This window comes from Paenibacillus contaminans (assembly GCF_003285015.1).
GTDB lineage: Bacteria > Bacillota > Bacilli > Paenibacillales > NBRC-103111 > Paenibacillus_V > Paenibacillus_V contaminans.
Map to the genome: position 1 here is coordinate 174564 of NZ_QMFB01000008.1, position 25907 is coordinate 200470.

Consider the following 25907-nt stretch of genomic DNA (forward strand, 5'->3'; position numbering starts at 1 on the left):
ATTCGGGCGATGCCTGAATGCGGAAGGTGCGGCGCGGCGTGTCGAGACCAGCTTATTCCGCTTGGCAGCTGGAAAAAATGGCGGCAAACCGGCGCCGCCAAAATAGTTTTCGCGGGCGATGTTTTTTGCGAAAACGATAACTAACGACCCATATATAATAAATATCGAAATCTTGTATTTATGGTAATTTTGGACTATACTATTGATTAATAAACGTTATGCAATGATAGGCTTCATCGGTACGAGACAATAATACATAATGGGCAAACCCAGCGAAAGCTGGGGACGCAAAGCTATAGGGGCTACAATGTATGCGAATACATTATGCCAGCCAGTTGCTGATTCCATACGAATTATGGTGAATCAAGCAACTCGTCTCTTTTTACTAGAGACAGGGTTGCTTTTTTTTATCGCGGAATAATCGGCTAACTGGGAGCTTCAAACGAACTACAACCTTCCAAACTCCGTTTAGGCCAAGCGGTCGGAGCATCCGTCGGTTCCATCGGCGCGAAGCCCCGCCATCGGCTTTTTTACAGGGGCCCCCTTCAACGATCGCCGCCGCAAACCGCAAATTCCCGCTTATTTGTCTTCGTCGCCCTCATTTGTTCGTTTATCGGTAAGGAAGTCGCAGCAGCGGTTCTAAACCTGCGAAACGCCGGCAGCAAGGACGCCTGTCGCCGTTTATCCTTGAAATCTCAGAAAGTATATCTCCGGGGATTGTTCGATTTCCCGGTAAACGCGTCCGCCCTGCTGGCGGCGGAGCCGTTAATCCTTGGTTTATTTTTCCGTCATCATTTATTTTAAAAAAACGGATCTGGAGAGGTAATCATGGCATTTTTTCAAATGTTTCGCCCTACCAAAAAAGGGCAGTCAAGAAACGCCACCACGACCGGACAGCAAGAAGACAGTTTTAAGCAAAGAGCGCATCTTAAGCAGATGACGCCGGATTTACTCGGGCTTTGGAATGTGGATCTGGTTACGAACGAGATCGTTTTGTCCGAAAACCTGTACATGGAATTGGGAGTTTCCAGTCCCGAGTTTCGCAAGTATACCGATTTGTTCTGGAGGCAAATCCATCCGGACGACAAAGCCATGGTGCAGGATAAATTCAGCGAAGCGCTGCAAAACAAAATACCGTTCGACATCGTTCATCGTTTCATGCTTTCGGATAATACGGAAAGAAAGGTTCGTACACAGGGAGATTGGATCTTTGATGAGAACGGAAATCCCGTCCGGTTTATGGGTGCGTTTCTCGATTTGGACGCCGGTGAACGGAATGCCGCCTATATTATCGAATTGGAGGAGCGGCTGCGCGACAACGAAGAGCAGCTTCATACGCTGATCGACGCGATTCCGGACTCGATTTTGTTCAAAGACGAGGAAGGCCGGTGGCTGAAAGCGAATACGTTCGCCTTATCGTTCTATAATCTTAACGATGTTGCCTACGTAGGCAAAACGGATTCCGAAATGTCCAAGCAATCCGACGTATTCAACGAATTGTTGTCCATCACTTCGGCCTCCGATCAGCAGGTTTGGGATTCCGGGGAGCTGACCCGTTATGAAGACAAGATCGAAACGTCGGACGGCCGCCTTCTTTTTTTCGACGTCATCAAGGTTCCGATCTTCAACCCGGACGGAAGCCGCAAAGGGCTCGTCACCGTCGGGCGCGACATAACGGAGAGGAAACGCGTCGAGCAGCGAAATCAGCACTTGGCCTTTTACGATCAGCTCACGGAGCTGCCTAACCGCAGTTCCTTTAAAATCATTCTTGACCAGGCGCTGGCGGAAGCGAAGCTGAAGCAGCAAAAGCTGGCGGTCATGTATTTGGATATGGACCGTTTTAAGTACATCAACGATTCGCTGGGGCATTCGATCGGCGACCGTTTGCTGCAGCAAATCTCGGATCGTCTCTCACAGTGCGTGCATGAGAAAGGGTCGCTTTCTCGACTGGGGGGAGACGAATTCGCCTTGCTGCTGCCGGATGTCAATGGACTTAACGAAGTCATCGATGTCGCCAAGCGGCTGATCGAATCGATAGACAACATGTTTATTTTGGACGAATACGAGCTTTACATCACGACAAGCGTGGGGATCAGCATATATCCGAACGACGGGGACGATTCCCAGGCGCTCATGAAGAACGCGGACACCGCGCTGTATCGAGCCAAGGAGCAGGGGAAGAACAATTACCAGATCTACCATTCGTCGATGAACATCCAAACCTACAAAACGTTTTTGCTCGAAAAAGACATGAGGAAAGCGCTGCTGGAAAACGAGTACGAGCTCTACTATCAGCCCCGTCTGGACGCATATACCGGACGCATCGTCGGCATAGAAGCGCTCATTCGCTGGAACCATCCGGAGTGGGGGCTCGTATCGCCGAGCGAATTCATTCCTCTGGCCGAAGAAACCGGACTTATCGTTACTTTAGGCAAATGGGTCATTTATGAGGCATGTAAACAGAACAAGACCTGGCAGGATTTAGGCTTGTCATCGGTACCCGTATCCGTCAACATTTCGGCTCATCAATTTATGCAGAAGGATTTTATCCATCATATCGACAGGATCCTTAAAGAGACGGGCTTAACGCCGAAATGGCTGGAGATCGAGATCACCGAGCATATCCTGATCGAGAACGAGCAGGTAGCCGTAACGACGATGCAGCAATTGCAGAAGAGAGGGGTTGCCATTGCGCTCGACGACTTCGGAACGGGGTATTCCTCGCTTTCTTATTTGAGGTTTTTCAAGGTAAATACGATCAAGATCGATAAATCGTTTATCGACGATCTGAGCATCGATTCCGAAGGCTTCCTCATTGTCAAAAATGTGATCTCGCTGGCGAAGGGGCTCCATATCAACGTAACGGCGGAGGGGGTCGAGCAAGAGGCGCAGCTTCATATTTTACGCAGGTTAAAATGCGACCAGGTCCAAGGCTACCTCTACAGCAAGCCCGTACCGGCAGGCAAAATGGCTGAATTGCTAAGACGCGGAATTTTGCCTGTCAACCGCTTCAATTCGGGTAACGATCCGAAAATCGAAAATCAGCGGAAATATTTCCGCGTCCCCTTACAGTACGGATTAAGCTCGGATATGACGATCATCCAGATTAAAGACAGAATTGTCGAGCTCGGCAAAACGGAAGTGCTGATCGAGGACATCGGGCTCGGCGGCTTGCGTTTTCTGTCCGTAGTCAAGCTTCCGGTCAACCGGGATATCATCATTGAATTTATGACGGAAATTTTGGGGAGGAAGCTGACTTTTCAAGGCGTTGTCGTGTGGTTTCAGGAGATGGACCAGCAAATTTATCAGTACGGCATCGAGTTTCTGATCGAAGAGCAGGAGCAGTCCGCCCTCACCCGATTGTTGAACGAGCTGGCCCTTCACCTTCGTGATAATTCGCTGGCCCCGAATTGCCGATGGGTGCAGACGGACAAAATCCATTACCTGAAAACGTACCAAAACAGGAGCGCGACAACCAAAACATGATGAGGAGTAAAGGCCTCGGTGAATGAAGCCGCCGCATTTTGCTGCGGCCGTTCGAGACATGCGTATCGTTATGCCGTGTAAAGAGAAACGCCCAGAGTCCGCTTAGTGCAGAGGCTCCGGGCGTTTTTTTTGTTGGGAGCAAGCGTAGAATACGCTGGAGGCGTTATTTACCGGCGTCCGCATCGTTCAAGCTTTCGATTACCGGCGTTTTCCCCTCGTTGATCGCTTTAATCCATTCGAGTGGTATTTTCGGCTGCCGGTCGTACGTAAGCAAACCGTTGATTTCCTGCTCGACGTCGGTCAGCTGCGTATAGCAGTATCCCTGCACGACCGGGGATGCGAGTATCGGATGGACGACCGCAGCGAGCCGTTCTACGAAGTCTTTGTCGTCTTTGGCGGACGAATAACCCCAGCCTTCCCAATCGCTTTTGCGGAAGGAAATGCCCCCGAATTCCGAAAGGTGGATCGGTTCTCCGTCATAGGAGTAACCGGCTGCATAAATCCATGTGTTGGCGGGAAGCGCGGAAACGGCTTTTTCGGCGGTGGAGTAGCGCTCCTTCAGTACTTCTTTGCTCCACGCGTAATCGTGAATGGTACAAATATCGGATTTGACGTGCTCCCAGCCATCGTTCGAAATGACCGGTCTCATCGGATCGAGCGACTTTGTCAGGTAATAGAGGGATAATGCATGCTGCTGCTGTTGTTTATCGTTCAAAATGTCAGGCGCTCCCCAGCTCTCGTTGAGCGGGACCCAAGCCACGATGCACGGATGGTTATAGTCGCGCTCGACGGCTTCCTGCCATTCCTTGGTTACGCGTTTGACGTATGCCGGCGAATAGTGGTAGGCGTTGGCCATTTCCCCCCAAACAAGCAGTCCCAGCTTGTCGCACCAGTACATATAGCGGGGATCCTCTATTTTCTGATGTTTCCTGGCGCCGTTGAAGCCCATTTCCTTCGTCAGCTCGACGTCGCGGCGGATCGCTTCGTCGCTTGGCGGCGTTAGAATGCCGTCCGGGAAGTAGCCTTGATCAAGCACCATCTTCATCCGGTACGGACGGTTGTTCAAACAAATTTTACCGTCAGCCACGCTGATTTTGCGCATGCCGAAATAAGTTTGCACCCGGTCGACCGTTTGTCCGTTCACCTGCAGCGTCAACTCGGCATCATAAAGGTTCGGTGCGGACGGGGTCCATAAGCGGCGAGCCCCGACGTCGCGCTTCCGGTCGTTCAAATGGATCAAGCGATGCGCTTCCGCCTCTTGAATGCGGATTTCGTCCTCCGTTACGGCTTCTCCTTGATAAGAGATTTTAACGGTCAGCCTGACGTCGTTCCCGCCGATCGCCCCGGCATGGAACGCTTGGAGGTCGATCGAGTTGCTGTCGATATCCGGAGTAAGTCTCAGCTTATCCAGACGAATGTCCGATACCGGCTCCATCCATACGGTTTGCCATATGCCCGTTGTCGGCGTGTAGAAAATGCCGGCCGACTTTTCCTTCCAATACTGCTTGCCGCGCGGCAGCGTTAAATCCTTGCTGTAGTCCTGCGCCCGGACGACGATCGTATTGCTGCCTGACTGCAGCAGGTCGGTAACATCCGCATGAAACGGCGTATGTCCGCCTTCATGGGTTACGGCAAGCCTGCCGTTTACCCAAACCTTCGCTTCGTAATCCACCGCGCCAAAATGCAATAACGCACGTTTGCCGTCAAACGCGGCAGGAAGCGTTACGCTTCTTCTGTACCAGACAATATCGTGACATGCCGTCTCGCCAATCCCGCTCAGCTTGCTCTGGAAACAAAACGGAACCTCGATCTGCCGGTTCAGCGCCCGCTCGTCATACCAGCGCTCGCGTTCGCCTGCATTGTCGTCGTCGTATTCGAATTCCCATTCGCCGTTTAAATTGAGCCAGCTGTCCCTTACGAATTGGGGTCTTGGATAATCGTTGCGAAGCATGAAATCGCCTCCGTTTTTTTGATTATATTAAATATTTAATATGTACATATGAATTTTACAATATTAAAGTGCGAGTGTAAACTGGAATTATTATTGTAGCGATGGATAGCAGCGAGGCGCCTGAAGAAAATGCGGTTTCACCGCTATGCGCAGCGGCTGCTGGAAGAGAAAGAGGATGCCGATGAAAGCGGAGGAAACGACTAAACGAATACCGCCGCCGCAAATACAGGTAGTGGCGAAGGCGCTGTCCGGCGATTTGCGGCTGCGCATATTGGAAGCGCTTGGCGAAGAGCCGCTAAGCGTGACGCAGCTTACAGAAGCCCTTGGCGTCGCTCAGCCGACCGTCTCGATCAATGTGCAAATGCTCGAGCATGCGGGGCTTATCGAAACGGCTGCGGGCAGCGGGCGCGAGAAGCTGTGCACTCGCGTGTATGATTCCCTGCTGCTGGAGCTGCCGCGGAAGCCGGGCGACATGCTGTCCGCGCTCGAGGAAATTGCTATGCCGGTGGGGATGTATTCGGACGCATCGGTTACGACTCCATGCGGACTGGTCGGCCCGGACGGCCTGATCGGGAACGCCGACGACCCTCGTTCCTTCTATTTGCCGGAGCGCGCGAATACTTGGCTGTTATGGCTTAGCGAGAGCGGTTATGTGGAATACCGCTTTCCGAACCCGATGCCGCCGGGCGTGAAGCTCGATGCGATAGCCGTCAGCGCCGAGTTATGCTCGGAAGCGCCGGGCTACCGGGAGGACTGGCTGTCCGATATTACGCTGTCCGTCAACGGACTGGAGATCGGGACATGGACAAGCCCGGGCGATTTCGGCATGGATAAAGGCACGCTGACTCCGACATGGTGGGTGGGCGGCACCCAGCACGGGCGGTTGACCGAATGGCGGATCGGACAAGAAGGTTCGCAGTTGAATGGATTTTCCTGCTCGGAGGTGCGGCTGGGCGATTTGGAGCTGCAATACGACCGCCCGATCATCGTCCGTTTCGAGGTCAAACCGGATGCGGTTAATCGAGGGGGGTTGAACCTGTTCGGCAGCCGTTTCGGGAACATACCGCAGGATGTGAAGATGACGTTTTCGCGGATGACATCGGCAACACCGAAAACACCGATTTAACGCCTCCGGCGGCGAACGTATTTTCCAGCTATGGAAATGATGTTCTGTACAGTTTTTGTATAGGCATATCATCTATAGTATGGAAAAAACGCGCTACTGGAGGAATGTTATGAGCGGATCTTTCAGAAAGTACATTGCCGAATGCTTGGGAACGTTCGTGCTTGTTCTGTTCGGCTGCGGCAGCGCCGCGACGGCAGGAGGCGAGCTCGGATATCTCGGCATCGCTTTTGCATTCGGTTTAGCTATCGTTGCGATGGCTTATGTCATCGGTCCGATTTCCGGCTGTCACATCAACCCGGCGGTTTCATTCGCCATGCTGATCAGCCGCAAATTATCGGGCAAAGACTTTGCGGGTTACGTCATATCGCAGGTTATCGGAGCTATCGCAGGCTCAGCTCTTCTTTATGCGATTATGGATTCGACAGGCAAAGCCGTGACGAGTCTAGGCCAGAACGGCTTCGGTGAAGGTTACGGGATCGGTATTTCCGCTTTTATGGCTATAGTCGTCGAAATCGTATTAACGTTCGTTTTTATTTATACGATCTTAGGCGTCACGTCCTCCGAATCGAACGGCAGGGTGGCTGGTTTGGTGATCGGACTGACGCTTGTATTCGTACATATTTTGGGCATCGGTTTAACGGGCACCTCGGTTAATCCGGCAAGAAGCTTGGGGCCTGCGGTTTTGCTCGGCGGTGACGCGCTCTCACAGGTCTGGGTATTCCTTGCAGCTCCGCTGGCCGGCGGGGCTTTGGCCGCAATTGCCTATCGTTTGCTGAACGCAAATCGGGCAAAGTAGGTTTTGCTTGTATAAGAAAAGAGAGAAAAACCGCTACTAATGAAACGGTCTTCATAAATTCAGCGGATTTCAGGGGGGACACGCAAATCGTTACTCTGCGAAATGGAAAACATACAGCTAATTTTCGGAGTATTCCTTGATTAGTAAATCTTAATGGAAAACCTACGGCTAATTTTATCTAACTCTTCCAAATACGAAGAAAAATCGGAAATTACCTGCAGTTTTTCCGGTTAAATGTCTTTTTTCTACCTTTTAAACGAAAATAGCTGCATGTTTTCCAGTTAGCGCTCGTTCGCGAAGTCCTCCACGTAGGCCTGAAAATTCGAATAGAATGATCGATGTCCCTTCTTTTAGGCCTGGCACAAAAAGGACCGTCCGGAGATGAACTTCCGGACGGTTTTCATATTTTAAAATATAAGACTTTATGTGTTTCCTATAACAAGTGCTTATATTTCAACGGTAAACGCATGCGTCCCAGCTTATGCTTACGAAGTCGCTTTCTTCGAAAGCGTTTAGGACGGAGAAGCCGTTTATCCTTGCAGCCAAGGTTTCTTCACTGTCTAAAAGTTTGTTCCCAGGGTTCGCACATATGAGAAACACATTGTCGTCAGAAATTCGTATTGCCCATTTTGCCCGATTGGAAGTCTTGGAACGCTTGAACGATTTCTTCTTTGCTGTTCATAACGAACGGTCCGTGCTGGTAAACGGGCTCGTCGATGGGCTCCCCGCTTAATACTATTACGGTCGCATCGTCCGTGAGTCCTTCAATTTCGATTTCTCCCGCAGTATTAGCGAATAGGACGAAGTCGCCTTCCTTGGCCGTAGTTTCGCCGTTTATTTTCGCGCTGCCTTTCAGTACCATTGCCGCCGTATTGTAAGAGGAAGGAAGCTCGAAAAGGGCTTTGCCGCCGGCTTTGAACGAGATGTCGAACAAATGAATCGGCGTAAACGTTTGAGCCGGACCTTTGACGCCGTTGTACGCTCCCGCGATGATCCGGACTGTCCCGCCGTTATCCGGCAGCTCAGTACGTCCCATCTGACTGCTCAGCAGCTCTTGGTATTTCGGAGCATGCATTTTATGCGCGCGCGGAAGATTGACCCACAACTGAATCATTTGGAAGAGACCGCCCCGTTTGGAGAACTCGCGCTCATGATATTCTTTATGCAATAGACCTGAGCCTGCGGTCATCCATTGTACGTCTCCAGGCCCGATTATGCCGTGGTTGCCGTGATTGTCATGATGCTCGATGTGTCCTTCGTATGCGATCGTGACCGTTTCGAAGCCGCGGTGCGGATGCGCGCCGACGCCTTTAACCTCGGTGCTTGGCGGGAAAACGAATGGCGCGTTGTAATCCATTAGAATAAACGGGCTGAAACGTCTGCCGAAATTCGTTCCCGAAGGAAAATAGTTCGATACCCGAAAACCGTCCCCAACCATGTGAAACGGAGCGCCTTTGTAGATTCCGTCAATCGTTCTGAATGTTGTCATGTTCATGAACTCCTTTACCTAATAGTTTAATAAGCTTTATGGCTTCTTGTTTCTGGTTGTCCGTAAGTCCGTTCATCAGCTTGTGTATACTTGCGGCATGTTGAGGAAAAATATCCTCGATGAATTGTTTGCCCTTAGCGGTCAATTCGGCGAAAACAACCCTTCGGTCGTCCTCGCAAGGTATTCGCTTCAGCAGCTCTTTCTTCTCAAGCTTGTCGATATTGTACGTCATCGTTCCGCTCGTAATCAGAATCTTCTCGCCGATTTGCTGGATCGGTATTTTGCCTTTGGCGTGCAGTACCTCCAGAATTCCGAATTCGGAGGGGGAAAGTCCCCATTTCTTAATATCTTTAACAGCCTTGTCCATTACGCTTCTGTAAGCCTTGGACAATACGACGAGAAGCTTAAGCGAAAGGTTAGGATCATCGCCTTCGGGCATTGTCGGCACGATTTCCCCTCCTTATAAATGCAATTTTATCTTCAACTAAATTATCTTGAATTGAAGATATATGAAGCATACATCAAAGCCGCCGTTTCGTCAAGCCGTCAGCCAACTCAAAAAGTAAACATGTTCTCACCCGTTTGCCAATATAGATAAGTAATTGAACTACATGGCTTTTGGCGAAAGGATTCGGGGGACTGACCCGGCATGTCCGGCCCGGCGCCCGAAAAATAGCCAGGCCTATGAGGGTGGGAATACATATGCTGCATATTGTCGCTTGCATCAAACAGGTGCCCGACACGAAAATCATCAAGATGAATCCGAAAACGAACACGATGGACCGCTCCAGCGCCCCCGCCATCCTGAATCCTTACGATGCGCATGCCGTGGAGGAGGCGGTGCGGCTGAAGCGGCGATACGGCGGGACGGTTTCCGTTCTGACGATGGGACCGCCGCCGGCCGTCAAAGCGATCCGCAAATGCATCGAGATCGGCGCGGACGAGGGCTACCTGATTACCGACCGCGCATTCGCCGGAGCGGATACGCTGGCAACGAGCTACTCGCTGACGAAGGCGCTGGACAAAATCGCGCAAATCAAGCCGATCGATCTGATTCTTTGCGGCAAAATGACGATCGACGGCGACACCGGCCAAGTCGGTCCGGGCATTGCCCGGCGTCTGGACATTCCGCCGCTGACATCGGTCAACAAGATCGTCGAGATCAACAAGGAGGAACGCTTCGCGATCATTCACCGGAAGCTGGAGGACGGCTACGAGGTTGTCCGCTCGACGCTGCCCTGCCTCATGTCCGTCGAGAAGGAGATCAACGAGGTGCCGTACTCGCCGCTCCCCAACATGATTAAAGCGGCGCGTTATCAGCCGCACATTTGGGCTGTCGCCGATCTCGGCGAAATCGACCGTGCCCAGCTTGGGCTTAAAGGCTCGCCGACGATCGTCTCCGCCGTTTGGGCGCCGCAGAAGCCGCAAGGCGGCACGATGCTGGACGGAAGCTCAAGCGACCGAGTGGACTCGCTGCTCGGCATTCTTCTGGAGCGGAAGGAGCTGTTCCAGGCGATCGAAGAGGGAGGTGGCGGCTCGTGAATTTCGACGATTACCGCGGCGTTTGGGTATTCAGCGAAGTGAAGGACGGGGGTATCGCGCCGGTTTCTCTTGAGCTGCTGGGCGCTGCCCGCCAGCTTGCCGACAAGCGGAAAACGCATGTGGCCGGCGTTCTCATCGGAGAAGAGGTGAAGCATCTTGCCGATACATTATTCGCTTACGGAGCCGATACGGTATACGTATACGACGCTCCGATTTTCCGCCATTACCGGACGGAAACGTTCATGCAGGCGATGCTGCATTGCACGAACAAGCATAAGCCGGAAATTTTGCTTTACGGCGCCACGTCCACCGGCAAAGACCTGGCAAGCGCGGTCGCGACCGATTTGCCGACGGGATTGACGGCGGATACGACGATACTCGACGTCGAAGAGGACACCGGGCTTCTGCTTGCGAGCCGGCCGGCATTCGGCGGCAACATTATGGCGACGATCCTGTGCAAAAAGTACCGGCCGCAAATGGCGACCGTCCGTCCGAAGGTAATGAAAGCGCTGCCTCCCGATCCGCAGCGAACCGGTGAAATCGTCGAAGAGTCGATCGATCTTAAGGAGGAGGACGTGCGGACGAAGGTGCTCGAAATTGTCCGCGCGACCGTAAAGAAGGTCAGGATCGATGAAGCGGATATTATCGTCGCCGGCGGCAAAGGGCTGGGCAGTCCCGAAGGCTTCGGACTGATTCACCGGCTGGCGCAAACGATCGGCGCGGCGGTAGGGGCCAGCCGCGATGTCGTGGAAGCGGGATGGATCGAGCATCATCATCAGGTCGGCCAGACGGGCGTAACGGTGACGCCTAAAATTTATTTCGCGATCGGCATTTCGGGCGCCATCCAGCATATCGTCGGCATGCAGAACTCGGGCCTTATCGTGGCGATCAACAAGGATCCGGCGGCGCCTATTTTTCAGTCGTCCCATTACGGCATCGTCGGCGACGCCTTCGAAATCGTCCCGATGCTGATCGAACGGTTCAAGAGCGAGCCGGTACAGAGCGTGCTGCGCGGGAAGGAGGCCAAACATGCCTGACAAATTCGATTGCATCGTCGTCGGGGCGGGGCCTGCAGGCATTGCCTGCGCCTACGAGCTGGCCAAGGCGGGTGCCAATGTCATGCTGATGGAGCGGGGGGAGTACCCGGGCTCCAAAAACGTTATGGGCGGCGTTCTGTATCGCAAAATGATGGAGGATATCATCCCGGATTTTTATAAAGAAGCGCCGCTCGAACGTCCGATCGTCGAGCAGCGGTTTATGATGATGGATAAAGAGTCTGCGCTCACCTTCGGTTACAAAGGGCTGGAATGGGCGCAGGAGCCGTACAACAACTTCACCGTACTGCGCGCGAAGTTCGATCAATGGTTCGCCCAGAAGGCGGTCGAGCAGGGCGCGCTGCTCGTTTGCGAAACGGTGGCGCTCGAGTGCATTACGGAGGGCGACCACGTCGTCGGTGTGCGCACCGACCGGCCGGACGGAGACGTTTATGCGGATGTAGTCGTCTTATGCGACGGCGTCAATTCGCTGCTCGCCAAATCGCTGGGCTTCCACAGGGAGTTCAAGCCCGACGAAGTGGCGCTCGCGACGATGGAAATTTTGAAGCTCGACAAAGCGGTAATCGAGGACAGGTTCAACCTGGAGGAAAATCAGGGCTGCACGATCGAGCTGTTCGGCGACGCGACGAAGGGCATTCTCGGCACCGGCTTTTTGTATACGAATAAAGATACGCTCAGCCTCGGGGTCGGGACGTTACTTTCCGGGCTCATCAAGCATAAACTAAAACCTTACGAATTATTGGAATACGTCAAAACGCATCCGATGATCCGCAAGCTGATCCAGGGGGCGGAGCCGCAGGAATATTTGGCCCATCTTATCCCCGAGGGCGGGTACCATTCGATGCCGCGCATCGTCGGCAACGGCGTGCTTGTGGCCGGCGACGCCGCGCAGCTCGTCAACGCGATTCACCGCGAAGGCTCGAACATGGCGATGACGTCGGGGCGAATCGCCGCCGAGACGGTGCTGCTGGCGAAGGCCGCGGGCGATTTTTCCGAGCGGACGCTCGGCCATTACCGGGAGAAGCTGATGGCGGGCTTCGTCGGGCAGGATTTGAAGAAATATAAGGATTCGACGCATCATTTTGACAAGTTTCCGCAATATTTCGAGCAGTATATCCCGATGATGAGCCGTGCCGCCAGCCAAATGTTTACGGTGGACGGAAAGTCGAAGTGGGAGAAGCAGAAGCAGATTTGGCGCGATCTCGGCACCGCGAAGCAAAAGCTTAAAATTGCCCGCGACCTGTACCGGGCCTGGAAGGTGATCAAATGACAAGCGCCGGAAACAAAGGCCAGTCGATCGAGGAGAAGCAGTATTTGCTCCGTTTCAACGCCGATACGAAATCGCATTTGACCGTGATGGATGCGGACGTTTGCTTGACGAGCTGCCCCGACAAGATTTGCACGATTTTTTGCCCGGCCGAGGTGTACAAATGGGAGGACATCCGCATGCATGTCGGCTACGAGGGCTGTCATGAATGCGGGAGCTGCCGGATCGGCTGTCCGCATCAAAACATTAAGTGGGAATATCCGAAAGGCGGTCACGGAATCGTATTCAGATTGGGGTGATCGGCGTGCTGGAAATCGGCGACTGCGTCATCTTTGCGCTGGATGGAGCGAGAGGAATCGTCATGGAAATCAAGCTGCCGCTTTGTCACGTGATCTGGGAAGATTTTTTCGTAAGCTGGGAGGATGAATCGACACTCCGGAAAGACGAGCGTTTGACCGTGCAGCAGCGGCTCTTCCCTTAACGGCGGGCGGAGCCGCGAATACCTTACGGGTGAGCCGGGGGAAAGGGCTGGAATGGGCTGCAATGGACCACGATGGGGAGTGTTGTCTCAACAGGGCCGTTCAAAGTGAGTCCATCTCAAAAGATGTGCAAAGACGCCTTCAAAACCACTTTCAAAGTGGGGATGAAAGCGTCTTTTTCATGCAATGTTCATATCGATGCGGGAGTTTCGAAACTCAAAATTGACGTAAAGCAAAAATAAGATTTCATGAGGCGCGAGAGGGAGGAGGTTCCCTTCAAGGCTCATCTGACGATCGGCTTATAACGTGAAAGGAACGCCTGAGCGAATCATGCTGAAGCAGCGAAACGAGCTGCTATGATGGTTTTCTGTAAGCTGCAGTCCGAAAAGGCCTGCTTGGAGCAAGGAGCTGAGGTTCCTTTCACGCTGCAGTCCGATTTTGCCTGGTTGGGGCAAGGAACTGAGGTTCCGTTCACGTTGTAGTCCGATTTTGCCTGCTTGGAGCAAGGATCTGAGGTTCCGTTCACGCTGCAGTCCGATTTTGCCTGCTTGGAGAAGGGATTTACCGGTGTGTCGAGTCAAATAGCCGCTGCTAGCGGGCGTTTTCGGACTACAGGCGGGGTAAGCGATCCCGATGCGATTCCAATTGGGCAAAATCGGCTTGCAGCGCGGGGAAACGAAGAGTGAGGGAAGGGGCATTGGAAAATTGGAGCCTGTTGCCAAATAAGCACAAGACGGTTCGTCAGGCTGTGTTTGCCTAACCGTCAGCAGCGGAATAGGCAAGCTGCGGTCAACCGTGCGGGGCGATTAGCCCGAAAAAGTCGGGCTACAACGCCGACGTGGACCAACGCGGGGCGATTAGCCCGAAAAAGTCGGGCTAAAGCGCCGACGTGGACCAGAGCGGGGGCGATTAGCCCGAAAAAGTCGGGCTACAACGCCGACGTGGACCAACGCGGGGCGATTAGCCCGAAAAAGTCGGGCTAAAGCGCCGACGTGGACCAGCACGGGGCGATTAGCCCGAAAAAGTCGGGCTAAAACGCCGCGGACTGCGGATCCGGCTAAGGAAACAAGGGGGAGATTACTTGGCGGAGTCCGGCTTGGCGTCAATCCGCACCTCAACCGGGTTTCCGGGCCGAAGATAGTCGTCCAGCTGGATGCGCCAATTTTTTTCGTTCACAATAAGCTCCGTGCGGTAAACGTATACGCTTCCCGCTGTGGAATGCAGCGCCAGCGCTTTCTCGATCGCTTCCTGCTCGGTTAGCAAGCCCGGCTCTTGCTGTGCGGGCGACAGCAGCTCGATTCGGTTAGCGGAAGCTTGGGAAGGGTATGATTCCGCGATCGGGCCTTTGATCGTAGCCTTCACTTTATGGCCGGGCTTCAGCTTGTCGGACGCGATCCCCTGCCACTTCGTCGAGCCGTCGATTCGCAGCGACATCGCTTCCGGCGTCTGACTGTTCTGCATCTTGTTTCCGGCATCGCCGACAACCAGTATCGAGCTTGCGTTCCGATTAATGACATAACCTGTCATTTCCGTGGAGGGCTCGCTTTGGCCGCAGCCCGCGACGACCAGTACAGTCAAAACGGCTATTACGATGTGTTTGGAGCCAAGCAAACGTTTCATCATTTTTTCCTCCTTGGATAATTGGAGCGTCTTTCTCCTTTGACGGACAATCGGATCGATAAGTTGCTGCATTCTAGAAACCAATCCAGTTAAAATGACGCCGGACTTGTCTCGGGAATAGCGATCCACGGCTGCCCGATGCGCGTTAGACCGGCACTAAAACGTCAACCGAACCGCGTGCCTGTCTCTTCGAATGCAGTTCGGTTTGGGCTGCCGAACCCACGGATGTTATCGCCGCGCTCCCCAAGTGTTATAATGAAACTATCGAAGACAGTCTGGGAGAGTGCGGATGCGATGAAAAAGCTGGTTCAAGCTATCGAAGAGGGACTACTGCCGCAGCTGCATCTGGAGAGCCAGCATGATCACCACCCGATTAGCGTGCGTTTCGTACCAAAGCCGTGGAAGCTGCTCGGTAAGGGCAATTATGCGGCCGTATTTTTTCATCCGGACGAGCCGGAGCGGGCCGTGAAGGTATATGCGCCGGGCCGCGGCGGCGTGGGTGAGGAAGCGGAGGTATACCGACGGTTGGGCAGTCATCCTGCATATTCGTATTGTTACCATGCAGGGGATAACTATTTGATTCTTAAGAGGCAGCATGGCGTGACCCTTTATGATTGCTTGCGCAGGGGGATCCGCATTCCGGAGCAGGCGATCCGCGATATAGACGAAGCGCTCGATTATGCAAGGGAGCGGGGACTCCATCCGCATGACGTGCACGGCAAAAATGTAATGGTCGACCAAGGACGCGGCAAAGTAGTCGACGTATCGGATTTTCTGAAGCAAGATTCGTGCGAAATGTGGGATGATTTTAAAGCGGCTTACCGGACGATATACGCGCCGCTCTTGCTCCGGCGGCCTTTTCCGGTGCCGGAAATGATTTTGAACGGCGTGCGCCGGGGGTACCGGCTTTTGCGGCGGTATCGGCGTTAGCCGGTAAACCGTTTTGCTTCGCAAACCCGGCATAGTTTTTACCTGCCAATATCATTTCAAATAGTAAGCTGCCGGCAGCCGGCGGCTTTTTTGCAGTCTCAGACTTCCATGCCGCTTCGCGGCACCATTGATGAATGAATTATCGTTATTACAGGGCAGAAAGCATATCCTCCGCTGATTGTTCGACTTCTCGGTAACCGAGCCTGTCCTTAGCTTATACTTACGAAGTCGCTTTTTTCGAAAGCGTTAAGACGGCGTAGTCGTTTATCCTTGCATGGGAGCGGGCCTATCAACGAGGCCTTTAAGCGAATTCCCTGCATGCGATTTCGCAGGCAGTCATTTGGAATTTTTAGGATACCGGATGTGGCGCATATAAGATACAATAGACCCAAGCGGTTCTCCGCAAGAGCTGCAGCTGTTCTAGACGTTTAAAGAAAAGAGGGGTGTCTATGGACTGGTTTTCCGAAAGCGGCTATCCGTTCGCGATGTTTACTGCACAGCATTTGATCCCGCTTGCCGTAATCGTTCTGCTTGTGCTGCTTCTTTATCGCTATAGGGAGCCGTTGGGCGGCGACAGCTGGAAAAAGACGATAAGGGTTGGGCTCGGCATACTGCTCATTTTGTCGGAAGTGCTGCTGTACGTGTGGTATTTGTATTACGGGCAGTTTTCTCCGGAGCAGTCGCTCCCCCTTCAGCTATGCAGCATCAGCTACATTTTGACGATTGTAATGCTGTTTTATCCTTCTTACCGGCTGTATGAATTTTTATACTTTGCAGGCGTAGGCGGAGCGGTTCAAGCCTTGTTGACGCCCGCGGCGATTTTGTCCGGCTTTCCCCATTTCACTTATTTTTACTTTTTTATCGGTCACGGGGCTATCGTGTGGGTCGCCTTATATATGACTTGGGTTTACGGCTACCGGCCGACATGGCATTCGATTTGGAGAACGCTTCTGTATCTGAACGTTTTGCTGGCGGTTATCGTACCGGTGAATTGGATAACGGGAGGAAACTACCTGTTTGTCGCGGAAAAACCCTCAGGGGATTCGCTGCTCAATTTTCTGGGGCCATGGCCGTGGTATTTGGTATCGCTGGAGGGAGTGGCGGCGGTCCTTTTCGTTATCCTGTATCTTCCTTTTATTCGCCGCAGAGCCGCTACCGGCAGTTCCAAGTGAGGCCTACTCAAGCCGAATTACCAATATTTTTCCCTTTCAACCTGCCCTTTCCTTAGCCTATGATAGATTCATAACATCATAGAGGAGCTGAATGGATGAAAAGGAAACTGTTCGCAAGCACCGTTATTGCCGTTGCCTCCATGTCCTTGTTCGCTGCAACCGCTTTAGGGGCATCTTATACCGTGCAACCGGGAGATTCGTTATGGAAGATCGCCTCGAAGCAGGGAACGACCGTACAACAGTTAAAGTCGGACAACGGTCTGACTTCCGATATGGTTATGCCCGGTCAAGTGTTGAACGTATCCGGAACGGGTACATACACGGTGAAGAACGGGGAAACAATGTGGATTATAAGCCAAAAGCTAGGTGTTTCGCTGGAGTCGCTGATTGCGGCGAACCGGCAAATTTGGAACCCAAACTATATTGAACCGGGTTATGTGCTTAACGTGCCCGGACGTACATCGGCAGGACAAACGCAGCCTTCGGGACCGGCGCGTCCGTCGACGTTCGCAGACGGATTTTTCCCGCTGCCGAAGGGGACGTACGAGAAGCTTTCGAACAACTATGCGGACGAGCGTTATTGGAGCGAATCCGGCTACGAAGAGAGAAAGCATGAAGGCGTCGATATTTTTGCGCCGAAAGGAACGCCGATTTACAGCGTCGCCGCAGGCGAAGTGATCAACTACGGCTGGAACGAAATGGGCGGCTGGCGGCTGACGGTAAGAGTCGACGACTCGACGGTATTTTATTACGCGCACATGTCCGCTTACGCGTCCGGTATGGCCAAAGGCGTCAAAATCGCCAAAGGCCAGTTGATCGGCTACGTCGGCAGCACGGGTTACGGCCCGGAAGGCACCGACGATCAATTTGTGCCGCATCTGCATTTCGGCATTTATAAAACGAACAATTCCCCTTGGACAACGATCGATCCGTTTAATCATCTGAAGTATTGGGAATCGATCCGCTAAGCGGACTGAAGCTTATCCTAGCCGTGCATGTCGGGCTGATCGTAGCCTTAAAAAGCCCGCTGCCGCATCTGTTTTTCAAGGTGCGGTCGCGGTCTTTTTTGCGTTTTATCGGCAAAAGATAGGTAAAGTAAGTTCCTTCTGTATGCGTGGTCAAGGTACCCGTATAGATGCGAATCGTGAATTTCGGTATGACCGGATGATGGTTGCGTTTCGGCGGAAATGGCGGACTACGATTCGATGTTGAAAAATTTATGGAACTTTGTGTTATTATATAGAGATATCATTGAAGAGAAGATAGGGGTAGGTATCGTATGGAAAACAAGCCGGCGGCTACGAATTTTATTAAGCAAATCGTGAAGGAAGACTTGGATACGGGCAAAGTGGACACGGTCGTCACCCGTTTTCCTCCCGAGCCGAACGGCTATTTGCATATCGGGCACGCCAAGTCCATCTGCTTGAACTTCGAGCTGGCCGACGAATTCGGCGGGCGGACGAATCTGCGGTTTGACGACACGAATCCGGTCAAAGAGGACGTGGAATTCGTTGAAGCGATCAAAGCGGACGTAAAATGGCTCGGTTTCGATTGGGACGGATTGTTTTTCGCTTCGGACTACTTCGAGCAAATGTACGCATATGCGGTAAAGCTGATCAAGAAAGGCAAGGCGTTCGTGTGCGACTTGTCGGCGGACGAAATGCGTCAAACGCGCGGCACGCTGACGGAGCCGGGACAAAACAGCCCGTACCGCGATCGCTCCGTGGAAGAGAACCTCGATTTGTTCGAGCGCATGCGGAACGGCGAGTTCAAGGACGGCGAGAAGGTGCTCCGCGCCAAGATCGATATGGGTTCGCCGAACATCAATTTGCGCGATCCGGCGATTTACCGGGTGCTCCGTGCGTTTCATCACAATACGGGAGATAAATGGTGCATCTATCCGATGTACGCGTTCGCTCATCCGCTGGAGGATGCTATCGAAGGCGTGACGCATTCGATTTGCACGCTTGAGTTTGAAGACCAGCGCCCGTTTTACGACTGGGTCATCGAGGAATGCGAGACCCCGAGCCGTCCGCATCAATACGAATTTTCCAAGCTGCGTTTGACGGACTTGATCATGGGCAAGCGTTATTTGAAGCTGATGGTGCAGGAAAATGTCGTCGACGGCTGGGACGATCCGCGCATGCCGACGTTGTCGGGCATTCGCCGCCGCGGCTTTACGCCGGAAGCGATTCGTACGTTCTGCCGCGAAACCGGCGTAACGAAAAGTCCGGGCGTCGTCGATTGGCGGTACCTCGAGCATTTTGTCCGCGAAGACTTGAAGCTGAAGGCTCCGCGTACGATGGCGGTCATCGATCCGCTCAAGGTCGTCATCACGAACTATCCCGAAGGCCAAGTGGAAATGCTCCCCGCCGAGAACAACTCGGAGAACGAAGAGATGGGAAGCCGCGAAATTCCGTTCTCGCGCGAAATTTACATCGAACGGGAAGATTTCATGGAGAATCCGCCGCCGAAATATTTCCGGCTGTTCCCGGGCAATGAAGTGCGCTTGAAGCACGCTTATTTCATCAAATGCGAAGAGGTCGTCAAGGACGAGAACGGCAAAGTCATCGAGCTGCGCTGTACGTATGACCCGGCAACCAAATCCGGCTCCGGCTTTAATGCCCGCAAGGTGAAAGGGACGATTCACTGGGTCGAGGCGAGCCAAGCGGTGCCGGCCGAGTTCCGGCTGTTCGAGCCGCTGTTCGCGCAGAAGGCGGAAGCGGCAGCCGAGGAAGCCGTTCAAGAGCAAACGACCGCGGTTGAAGCCTCCGGAGAGGCAGAAGCGGATGCCGGCAATGTGGACGCTTCGTTCTTGAGCAAACTCAATCCGAAATCGCTTGAAATCGTGCAAGGCTTCGTGGAGCCTAATATGAAGGATGCGAAGGGGCAGGATAAATTCCAGTTTTTCCGGCACGGCTACTTTAATGTGGATCCGAAGCTGACGACGGCGGAGAAGCCGGTATTTAACCTGATCGTGTCGCTGAAAAGCTCTTTTGAAGTATAAGAAGTGAGATGGGAAGGCTGTTGATGAATAAATCGGCAGCCTTCTTCGTATTATAGGTTGTTTATCAAGCGACTATGTTCAAAGGAGGGGTACGATGACGGCGGTTTTGGCTGCTGCAGGAATCTCGCTCGCGCTGGCCCTCTACGTTCACCAAACTTGGGTCGTACAGAGGACGTGGACGATGCTTAAGCGTCCTTCCGCGCTAAAGCAGGATTTGACGGTCGTGCAAATCTCCGATGTTCACGGCAAAACGACGTTTTTGAACGGAAATATAAGCGGCATGGTCAATAAGCTGAAGCCCGACATCGTCTGCGTCACGGGAGATCTGACGAATCATTTATGGCAGCTGCCGAAGGTGCTGCGAGAGCTTGGCCAAATAAAGTGCAAGTATATTTTTTTCATACCGGGCAACCACGAGTGGTACGACTACATAGGTTTACGCCAAAGAATGTACACCCCGGAGCAATATGCGGAAACGATGCGGCGGCTGAGGCAAGCGGGGATCGTCACGCTGGAGAACGAATGTGCCGTCGTACCGCTAAAGGGCGGCAAAGTGGCGGTTTGCGGCTATGACAATGCTTTCTATGGGAACGAGAAAGAGGCGCGTCCGCCCGCGAAAGAAAACATCGCATATACGATAGCGCTCGGGCATTCGCCGAATATCGTCCATTTTCTCGAGCGCAGCGGAATCGGCTTCGACCTGCTCATGGCAGGGCATACGCATGGCGGCCAAATCCGCTTGTTCGGCCGGCAGCATGGCAAATACGGCCATTTTCATATCGGCCATAAGCAGCTGGATACGAATCGCAGCTTTTACATCAACCGCGGGCTCGGCACCGTCCTGATCCCGCTGCGGTTAGGCAGCCGGCCCGAAATCGCGGCGTTCCGGGTCGGGGGATCAAGACCGAGGACATAGTTCGGGCATGGACCGAATACTAAGAAGCGGAGGCAAGTCAATGTCTTCAAGCTGCGTGCTTCAAGCGGAAGCTTTGTTGTATCAATATGGACAAGAGCATATATTGCCCTTTCTCGGCAAGCTGACCGGCGAGGAACAAAGCTCGAACATGGTAGCGCTAGCTGCCCGTACCCCTAAATAGCAGTTCCATTGGCGCACATGCCAAGGATATGCTACCATGAGTCCAAAACAACCGGCTGGAGGGAAGCCTGGTGGCGGAGCAGCTGCATATTAGAAGCTTTATCGGCACGCATGGAAAGGACTGGGAGGATTTCGGCTATTTTCAGCATGCGAGCGTGGAAATTACGAATATTTTGGAGGGAAGCGGCACATTCCGGTACGGAAACGCGGAGGCTTCGGTCAGCGCGGGACAAACGGTGCTTATTCCCGCCGATATCCCGCATTCGTTTCACGCCCGATCGCCGATCCGCTTCGGCGTTATTTTGGCGGAAGGGCTGCCGCCCGATACGAAAAAGCTGTTCGACCGGTTAATCCGCAGCGGCGGGCCGACGATCATTACGTTTGCGCATTTCAACCAGGAGCAGTACGAGCAGTTGTTTCGCCATTGGCTTCGGGTTACATCCTCTCCGCTCAAGGAGCCGGACCGGAATTATACGGCTTGGCTCGCCATGCTGCTTCTTTTCATCTCGGAGCATGCCCAGACGGACCGGCAGGCGTTGTCGATCGCGCACATCGCCGATCATATCCGGGGAAATTTGAACAGCGGCTTGCAAATCGCCGATTTGGCCGGCATGGCCGGGCTTTCGGAGGAGGGCTTCCGCAAGCGGTTCATCAAGGTGTTCGGTATGACGCCGAAGCAATACCAGCAGCAATGCAGGCTGACGGAGGCCAAATGGCTGCTGAACTCGACGGAGAAGGACATGCAGACGATCGCCGAATCGATCGGGTTTACGCAGCTGCACTCCTTTTCCTCTTGGTTCAAAAAGCTGGAGGGCTGGTCGCCCTCCGACTGGCGCAAAAATCAGCGGCTGTTCCATCAGTAAATTCGTCGCGTATCAACAATCGTTATGGGAAAGCAAATTGCAACGGTTCAAGTCAGCTTCGATACGGTACGGTTTTGCGTAAATGGCGTACGGTTTTCATTAACGACTTTGTCCCGCCTTTTCTTTATTCTTGAAGTAAGCAAGAACACTTCAGAACGAGGAAGGGGAAACGACGATGAAGGTGCAAATCGGAAGCTGCGAGCTTGAAATAGGCGGCAAATATTTGACGGAGCTGCGCGATTCGAACGATATTTTGGAGGATACGGAGGCGCTTCGGAAGCGGCTGCAAGAGGACGGCTACCTGCTGATCAGAGGGTTTCATAATCGCGAAGAGGTGCTGGCGGCGAGAATGGAGTTTCTGAAATCGCTGCAGGCTGCCGGTAAAGTAGACCCGAATTCACCTCTCGAGGAAGGCGTTATCGGACCGGAAAACAAAGGCGGCATGTGGGGCAAAAGCGCCGACGACTTGCAGGAGGAGTTTCCGCATTTTCTGAACGTTGTCAATTCGCCGAAGGTGTTCGCTTTCTTCGAGCGGCTGCTCGGCGGTCCGGCTATGACCTACGATTATAAATGGCCGCGCGCGATCGCCAAAGGCGGCAATACCGGCGCGCATTACGATATCGTCTACATGGGACGCGGAACGAAGGATGTTTATACGATGTGGACCCCTTTCAGCGACATTCCGCTTGAGCTCGGAACGTTGGCGATGCTGCTCGGCTCGCAAAGCTACGAGAAAATCAAGCAGACGTACGGCCAAATGGACGTCGATCGCGATAATGTGGCGACCGGCTGGTTTTCCGACGATCCGGTGGAAATCGTGGACGCGTACGGCGGACAATGGGCGACCTCCCCGTTTGAAGCGGGCGACGCGATCATTTTCGGGATGTTCATGATGCACGCTTCGCTTAATAACACGACAAACCGTTTCCGGATCAGTGCGGACACTCGTTATCAGCTCGCTTCCGAGCCTGTCGACGAGCGCTGGATCGGCAAAAAGCCGAAGGGCCACTACGCTTGGGGCCAAACGCCTTTTAAACCGGTGGCGGAAGCGCGCAAGGAGTGGGGCGTGTAGCAAACGGCCGGCGGCTTGGTGTAAGCGGTATGCGAGCAGCAAGCGCTGAACAGCGGGAAGTATGTTGCAGCGGTAGTACCATCAAGTCTAAAACTAGGGACTGATGACCCGGTTACGAATGCAAACGCGGATATGGTAATGGTTATGCACGAACCGTGCAACTAGTGGAGAAAACGTTATTGTTCATGAGTCTGTCCTCACTATTTCACAGGTAAAATGCTCGTTCTCGCTCATCAGTGAGGCAAACTCAACTATTCATTTCGTTTGTCTCACTATTAGTTGCGTTTGCCTCATTATCTCACCAAAACACGGGTTTTCGGCTTGAAATAGTGAAGTTTGCCTCACGAATAGTAAACATTGCCTCATTATGAGGATCACTAACGGAAGCCACAGCCTCTAATTCGGCGAAAACGGCAGTTTTAAAATGTAACGGAACGGAGCGCCGCTATTGGTGAATCCGTTCACGGGAAAACGGTTTAAAAAGGGCACTAACTTCCGTTAGATTTGGGAAATGGCCTTTCAAGCAGGATAAGGGCTGTAGCTTCCGTTAAAACTCCTTCATGAATAAGCAAGCTGCAAGATAAGACATGATGGCGTACTAGTAGTTTGACCACGTTTGAACTAAGGTTTGCTACCCGGCTTTTCGTGATTGCTTGTAGTTAAACAGCAGGTTCGTATGCAGCGCAGCTGCGTTTATACCTTGAATTTGATGTGGTTAACCTACTAGAGCATCAGAAGCAGTAGCAAACGCAATAACAAACAGTAAGAGTAAGCCACTGTATGACGTCCCCGACCCGACCTCAGGCAGTGGCTTACGCGCGTAAAAGGAGCTTATTCGCCGTGCAAAGAAAGAAGCGGCGAGCGAGTTAGCTTTAGCCCTGCCAACATAACGCCGTAAGCTGGCCCTGAGCCAAGCTGCGGCGTTTTTGGCGTAGCGATGGTCATTTCGAATTTGATCCCCATAAGGATAATCGTTACGGATATGCTAAGAGTATCGGGAATTGCGGCCGATTGCGGCCGATTGCGGCCGATGCTCCAAAGCTTCAACGCGCGGAACCACAAATACGGTTATCTGCTTTGCTGCCCGCTGCCCCCTCAATAGGTGTATATCGCAAGTAAAGAGTAGTATATGGATGCGGCGGTCATCTATTCTTATACTTAAGCTATCAAAGGAAGCTGAAACGCGCGCAGACTTCTAATGAACACGAAAAGCGAAATAGGAGGGGTCATATGAATATGAAATGGAAAGGGAAAGGCGTTCTCGCCGCAGCTTTGATCACGAGTCTTGCCGCAACGGCTTGCAGCAGCAAAACGGAAAACAATCCGCAGCCGTCCGCATCGGCGTCCCCGTCGGCAGCTGCTTCCGCATCGGCGTCTCCGGATACGAAGAAGGTGCTGGAGGTTTCGACGGTTCGCGAAGGCGATCCGTATCTGAAATTCGACGAAGGCGAAAGCTTCGACAAAAATGCGGTATACGACGCTTACGAGAAAGACGCCGGAGTCAAGGTAACGAACAAATGGGTTGCCGCAGATGCGAACCAGTTCAAGGAAAAGCTGAAAATGGCCATCGCCTCCAACGATATTCCCGACTTTTTCCCTGTCGATGCGACCCAGCTCCAGCAGCTGATCGAAGCCGATATGATCATGGATTTGACCCAAGTTTACGATAAGTTCGCTACTGAAAATACGAAGAAATTTTTGAAAATGGACGGCGGCCTTCAAATGAAGTCGGCAACGTTCGACGGCAAGCTGATGGGCATTCCGAGATCGTCCAATCCGTTCAACTCGCAGTTCGTATACGTCCGTACCGACTGGCTCAAAAAGCTGAATTTGCCCGAGCCGAAAACGATGCAGGATTTGATCAAAATCGCGGAAGAGTTCAAAACGAAGGATCCGGGGGGCACCGGTAAAGCTTACGGACTCGCGCTGAATAAAGATTTTAAAGACGGCGTAACCGGGATGATCGGCTTTATGAACGGTTTCCATGCCTATACGGACACGTGGATTGACGACGGTTCGGGTAAACTGGTCCTCGGCTACGTCCAGCCTGAAATGAAAAATGCGCTGCAAGCGCTGCAGGATATGTTCAAAAAAGGGCTGATCGATCCGGAATTCGGCGTTAAGGATACGCAAAAGGCGTCCGAGCTCCTCTATAACAACAGCATCGGCATCGTGTACGGAGCCGAATGGGCGCCGGCGCATCTGGCGGCTGGAGCGGTTAAGGACGGCAAGGTCGTGCAGGAATGGGGCGTATTCCCGCTGCTTTCGATCGACGACAAGCCGGCGAAGGCGCAAATCGGACTTGGCGCGGATCAATATTACGTCGTATCCAAAAAAGCGAAAAATCCGGAAGCCGTTATCCGGCTGCTCAACAACTGGATTGTCGTAGACAACAACCAGACAGAAGAAAACAAGGTTTACGAATTCGGCAAGGACCGCAAGGAAAAAGGAAACAACTACTGGCTGCTTAACCCGCTGACGGTTTACAACCAAACGAACACGAACGGGGAAGTGCTCCCGACGGCGATCGCGAACAAAGACGAGAGCATGGCGAAAACGAAGGACCAGAAAACCCGGTACGGCCGCGCCATGAAATACGTGAACGGCGATGCGACCATGTGGTGGGAATATTTGATCTCGGGTCCGAAGGGCTCCGTGTCGAACTATCCGCAAATGAAAGCGAACAACCAGTTCCAGCAAACGAAGTTTTTCGGCGCGCCGACGCCTACGATGGTCGAGAAAAATGCGATCCTCGAGAAGAAGCGTGACGAGGTGTTCTACAAAATCATCATGAACCAGGTGCCGATCGACGAGTTCGACAAATTTGTCGGCGATTGGAAGAAGCTGGGCGGCGATCAAATTACCAAAGAAGTGAACGACTGGTACGCGAAGAATAAATAAGTCTTTGCAGGGAGGGAGGGATCGGATTAAGGTACGATCCCTCTTTATTGATTTT

22 protein-coding genes and 1 riboswitch are annotated in these 25907 nt (G+C 52.9%); of the genes, 18 read left to right on the top strand and 4 right to left on the bottom strand.

Translation table 11 applies throughout. The annotated features are described in order from the left end of the window. Nucleotides 1-252 precede the first annotated feature (252 nt). A riboswitch (cyclic di-GMP riboswitch) is annotated at nt 253-343 on the top strand. 485 nt (nt 344-828) lie between these two features. Next, nucleotides 829-3486, top strand: a complete 2658-nt coding sequence (locus DQG23_RS15680; protein ID WP_113031802.1) for an EAL domain-containing protein — start codon at nt 829-831, stop codon at nt 3484-3486. A gap of 163 nt (nt 3487-3649) precedes the next feature. On the opposite strand, the gene DQG23_RS15685 is transcribed toward DQG23_RS15680, so the two are convergent. Continuing rightward, nucleotides 3650-5437: a glycoside hydrolase family 2 protein gene (locus DQG23_RS15685; RefSeq protein ID WP_113031803.1), complete on the bottom strand. Its 1788-nt coding sequence runs from the start codon at nt 5435-5437 to the stop codon at nt 3650-3652. A 181-nt stretch (nt 5438-5618) separates the two neighbouring features. Between DQG23_RS15685 and DQG23_RS15690 the strand changes: the two genes are divergently transcribed. Further along, nucleotides 5619-6563 carry an ArsR/SmtB family transcription factor gene (locus DQG23_RS15690; RefSeq protein WP_113031804.1) on the top strand — a complete coding sequence of 315 codons (945 nt, stop codon included), beginning with the start codon at nt 5619-5621 and terminating at the stop codon, nt 6561-6563. A 109-nt stretch (nt 6564-6672) separates the two neighbouring features. Further along, nucleotides 6673-7359: an MIP/aquaporin family protein gene (locus DQG23_RS15695; protein WP_113031805.1), complete on the top strand. Its 687-nt coding sequence runs from the start codon at nt 6673-6675 to the stop codon at nt 7357-7359. Between the two features lie 607 nt (nt 7360-7966). Here the strand turns inward: DQG23_RS15695 and DQG23_RS15700 are convergent. Together DQG23_RS15700 and DQG23_RS15705 are read right to left on the bottom strand one after the other, a co-directional pair. Continuing rightward, nucleotides 7967-8848, bottom strand: coding sequence for a pirin family protein (locus DQG23_RS15700; RefSeq protein WP_113031806.1), 882 nt, complete (start codon nt 8846-8848; stop codon nt 7967-7969). Further along, the gene (locus DQG23_RS15705; protein ID WP_113031920.1) at nt 8826-9287 is read right to left on the bottom strand and encodes a MarR family winged helix-turn-helix transcriptional regulator; all 462 of its coding nucleotides are present in this window, start codon (nt 9285-9287) and stop codon (nt 8826-8828) included. The genes DQG23_RS15700 and DQG23_RS15705 overlap by 23 nt, the downstream gene beginning before the upstream one ends. Before the next feature lie 263 nt (nt 9288-9550). Between DQG23_RS15705 and DQG23_RS15710 the strand changes: the two genes are divergently transcribed. The 6 genes from DQG23_RS15710 (at nt 9551) to DQG23_RS41810 (ending at nt 13877) form a co-directional block, all read left to right on the top strand. Beyond that, nucleotides 9551-10390 carry an electron transfer flavoprotein subunit beta/FixA family protein gene (locus tag DQG23_RS15710; protein WP_113031807.1) on the top strand — a complete coding sequence of 280 codons (840 nt, stop codon included), beginning with the start codon at nt 9551-9553 and terminating at the stop codon, nt 10388-10390. Continuing rightward, on the top strand, nt 10387-11427 hold the full coding sequence (locus DQG23_RS15715) for an electron transfer flavoprotein subunit alpha/FixB family protein (RefSeq protein ID WP_113031808.1): 1041 nt from the start codon (nt 10387-10389) through the stop codon (nt 11425-11427). Before DQG23_RS15710 ends, DQG23_RS15715 begins: the two co-directional genes overlap by 4 nt. Then, nucleotides 11420-12715, top strand: a complete 1296-nt coding sequence (locus DQG23_RS15720; protein ID WP_113031809.1) for an FAD-dependent oxidoreductase — start codon at nt 11420-11422, stop codon at nt 12713-12715. The genes DQG23_RS15715 and DQG23_RS15720 overlap by 8 nt, the downstream gene beginning before the upstream one ends. Then, nucleotides 12712-13011, top strand: a complete 300-nt coding sequence (locus DQG23_RS15725) for a ferredoxin family protein (RefSeq protein WP_113031810.1) — start codon at nt 12712-12714, stop codon at nt 13009-13011. The genes DQG23_RS15720 and DQG23_RS15725 overlap by 4 nt, the downstream gene beginning before the upstream one ends. Before the next feature lie 5 nt (nt 13012-13016). Then, complete coding sequence (locus tag DQG23_RS42570) at nt 13017-13193, top strand: hypothetical protein (RefSeq protein WP_192894597.1); 177 nt, start codon at nt 13017-13019, stop codon at nt 13191-13193. 495 nt (nt 13194-13688) lie between these two features. After that, complete coding sequence (locus DQG23_RS41810; RefSeq protein WP_146762316.1) at nt 13689-13877, top strand: hypothetical protein; 189 nt, start codon at nt 13689-13691, stop codon at nt 13875-13877. Between the two features lie 391 nt (nt 13878-14268). Here the strand turns inward: DQG23_RS41810 and DQG23_RS15735 are convergent, their stop codons facing one another. Then, nucleotides 14269-14814 carry a DUF3221 domain-containing protein gene (locus tag DQG23_RS15735; protein WP_158560547.1) on the bottom strand — a complete coding sequence of 182 codons (546 nt, stop codon included), beginning with the start codon at nt 14812-14814 and terminating at the stop codon, nt 14269-14271. Nucleotides 14815-15105: 291 nt separating this feature from the next. On the opposite strand from DQG23_RS15735, the gene DQG23_RS15740 reads away from it, so the two are divergent. From DQG23_RS15740 to DQG23_RS15780, 9 genes are all read left to right on the top strand, one after another. After that, on the top strand, nt 15106-15741 hold the full coding sequence (locus tag DQG23_RS15740; RefSeq protein ID WP_113031813.1) for a serine/threonine-protein kinase: 636 nt from the start codon (nt 15106-15108) through the stop codon (nt 15739-15741). 449 nt (nt 15742-16190) lie between these two features. Further along, nucleotides 16191-16913, top strand: a complete 723-nt coding sequence (locus tag DQG23_RS15745; protein ID WP_113031814.1) for a YwaF family protein — start codon at nt 16191-16193, stop codon at nt 16911-16913. A 95-nt stretch (nt 16914-17008) separates the two neighbouring features. Further along, nucleotides 17009-17881, top strand: a complete 873-nt coding sequence (locus tag DQG23_RS15750) for a LysM peptidoglycan-binding domain-containing protein (protein ID WP_113031815.1) — start codon at nt 17009-17011, stop codon at nt 17879-17881. A 311-nt stretch (nt 17882-18192) separates the two neighbouring features. Then, nucleotides 18193-19920, top strand: a complete 1728-nt coding sequence (locus tag DQG23_RS15755) for a glutamine--tRNA ligase/YqeY domain fusion protein (RefSeq protein ID WP_113031816.1) — start codon at nt 18193-18195, stop codon at nt 19918-19920. Between the two features lie 94 nt (nt 19921-20014). Then, nucleotides 20015-20836 (top strand): metallophosphoesterase, encoded by an 822-nt coding sequence (locus DQG23_RS15760; RefSeq protein ID WP_113031817.1) that lies wholly within the window; start codon nt 20015-20017, stop codon nt 20834-20836. Between the two features lie 40 nt (nt 20837-20876). Next, nucleotides 20877-21017, top strand: coding sequence for a hypothetical protein (locus tag DQG23_RS42145; protein ID WP_158560548.1), 141 nt, complete (start codon nt 20877-20879; stop codon nt 21015-21017). 70 nt (nt 21018-21087) lie between these two features. Further along, entirely contained in the window at nt 21088-21879 is a 792-nt protein-coding gene (locus DQG23_RS15765) for an AraC family transcriptional regulator (protein WP_238177902.1), read from the top strand. A 175-nt stretch (nt 21880-22054) separates the two neighbouring features. Further along, nucleotides 22055-22951 carry a phytanoyl-CoA dioxygenase family protein gene (locus tag DQG23_RS15770; protein ID WP_113031818.1) on the top strand — a complete coding sequence of 299 codons (897 nt, stop codon included), beginning with the start codon at nt 22055-22057 and terminating at the stop codon, nt 22949-22951. A gap of 1236 nt (nt 22952-24187) precedes the next feature. Further along, nucleotides 24188-25852, top strand: a complete 1665-nt coding sequence (locus DQG23_RS15780) for an extracellular solute-binding protein (protein ID WP_192894599.1) — start codon at nt 24188-24190, stop codon at nt 25850-25852. Nucleotides 25853-25907: the final 55 nt, after the last annotated feature.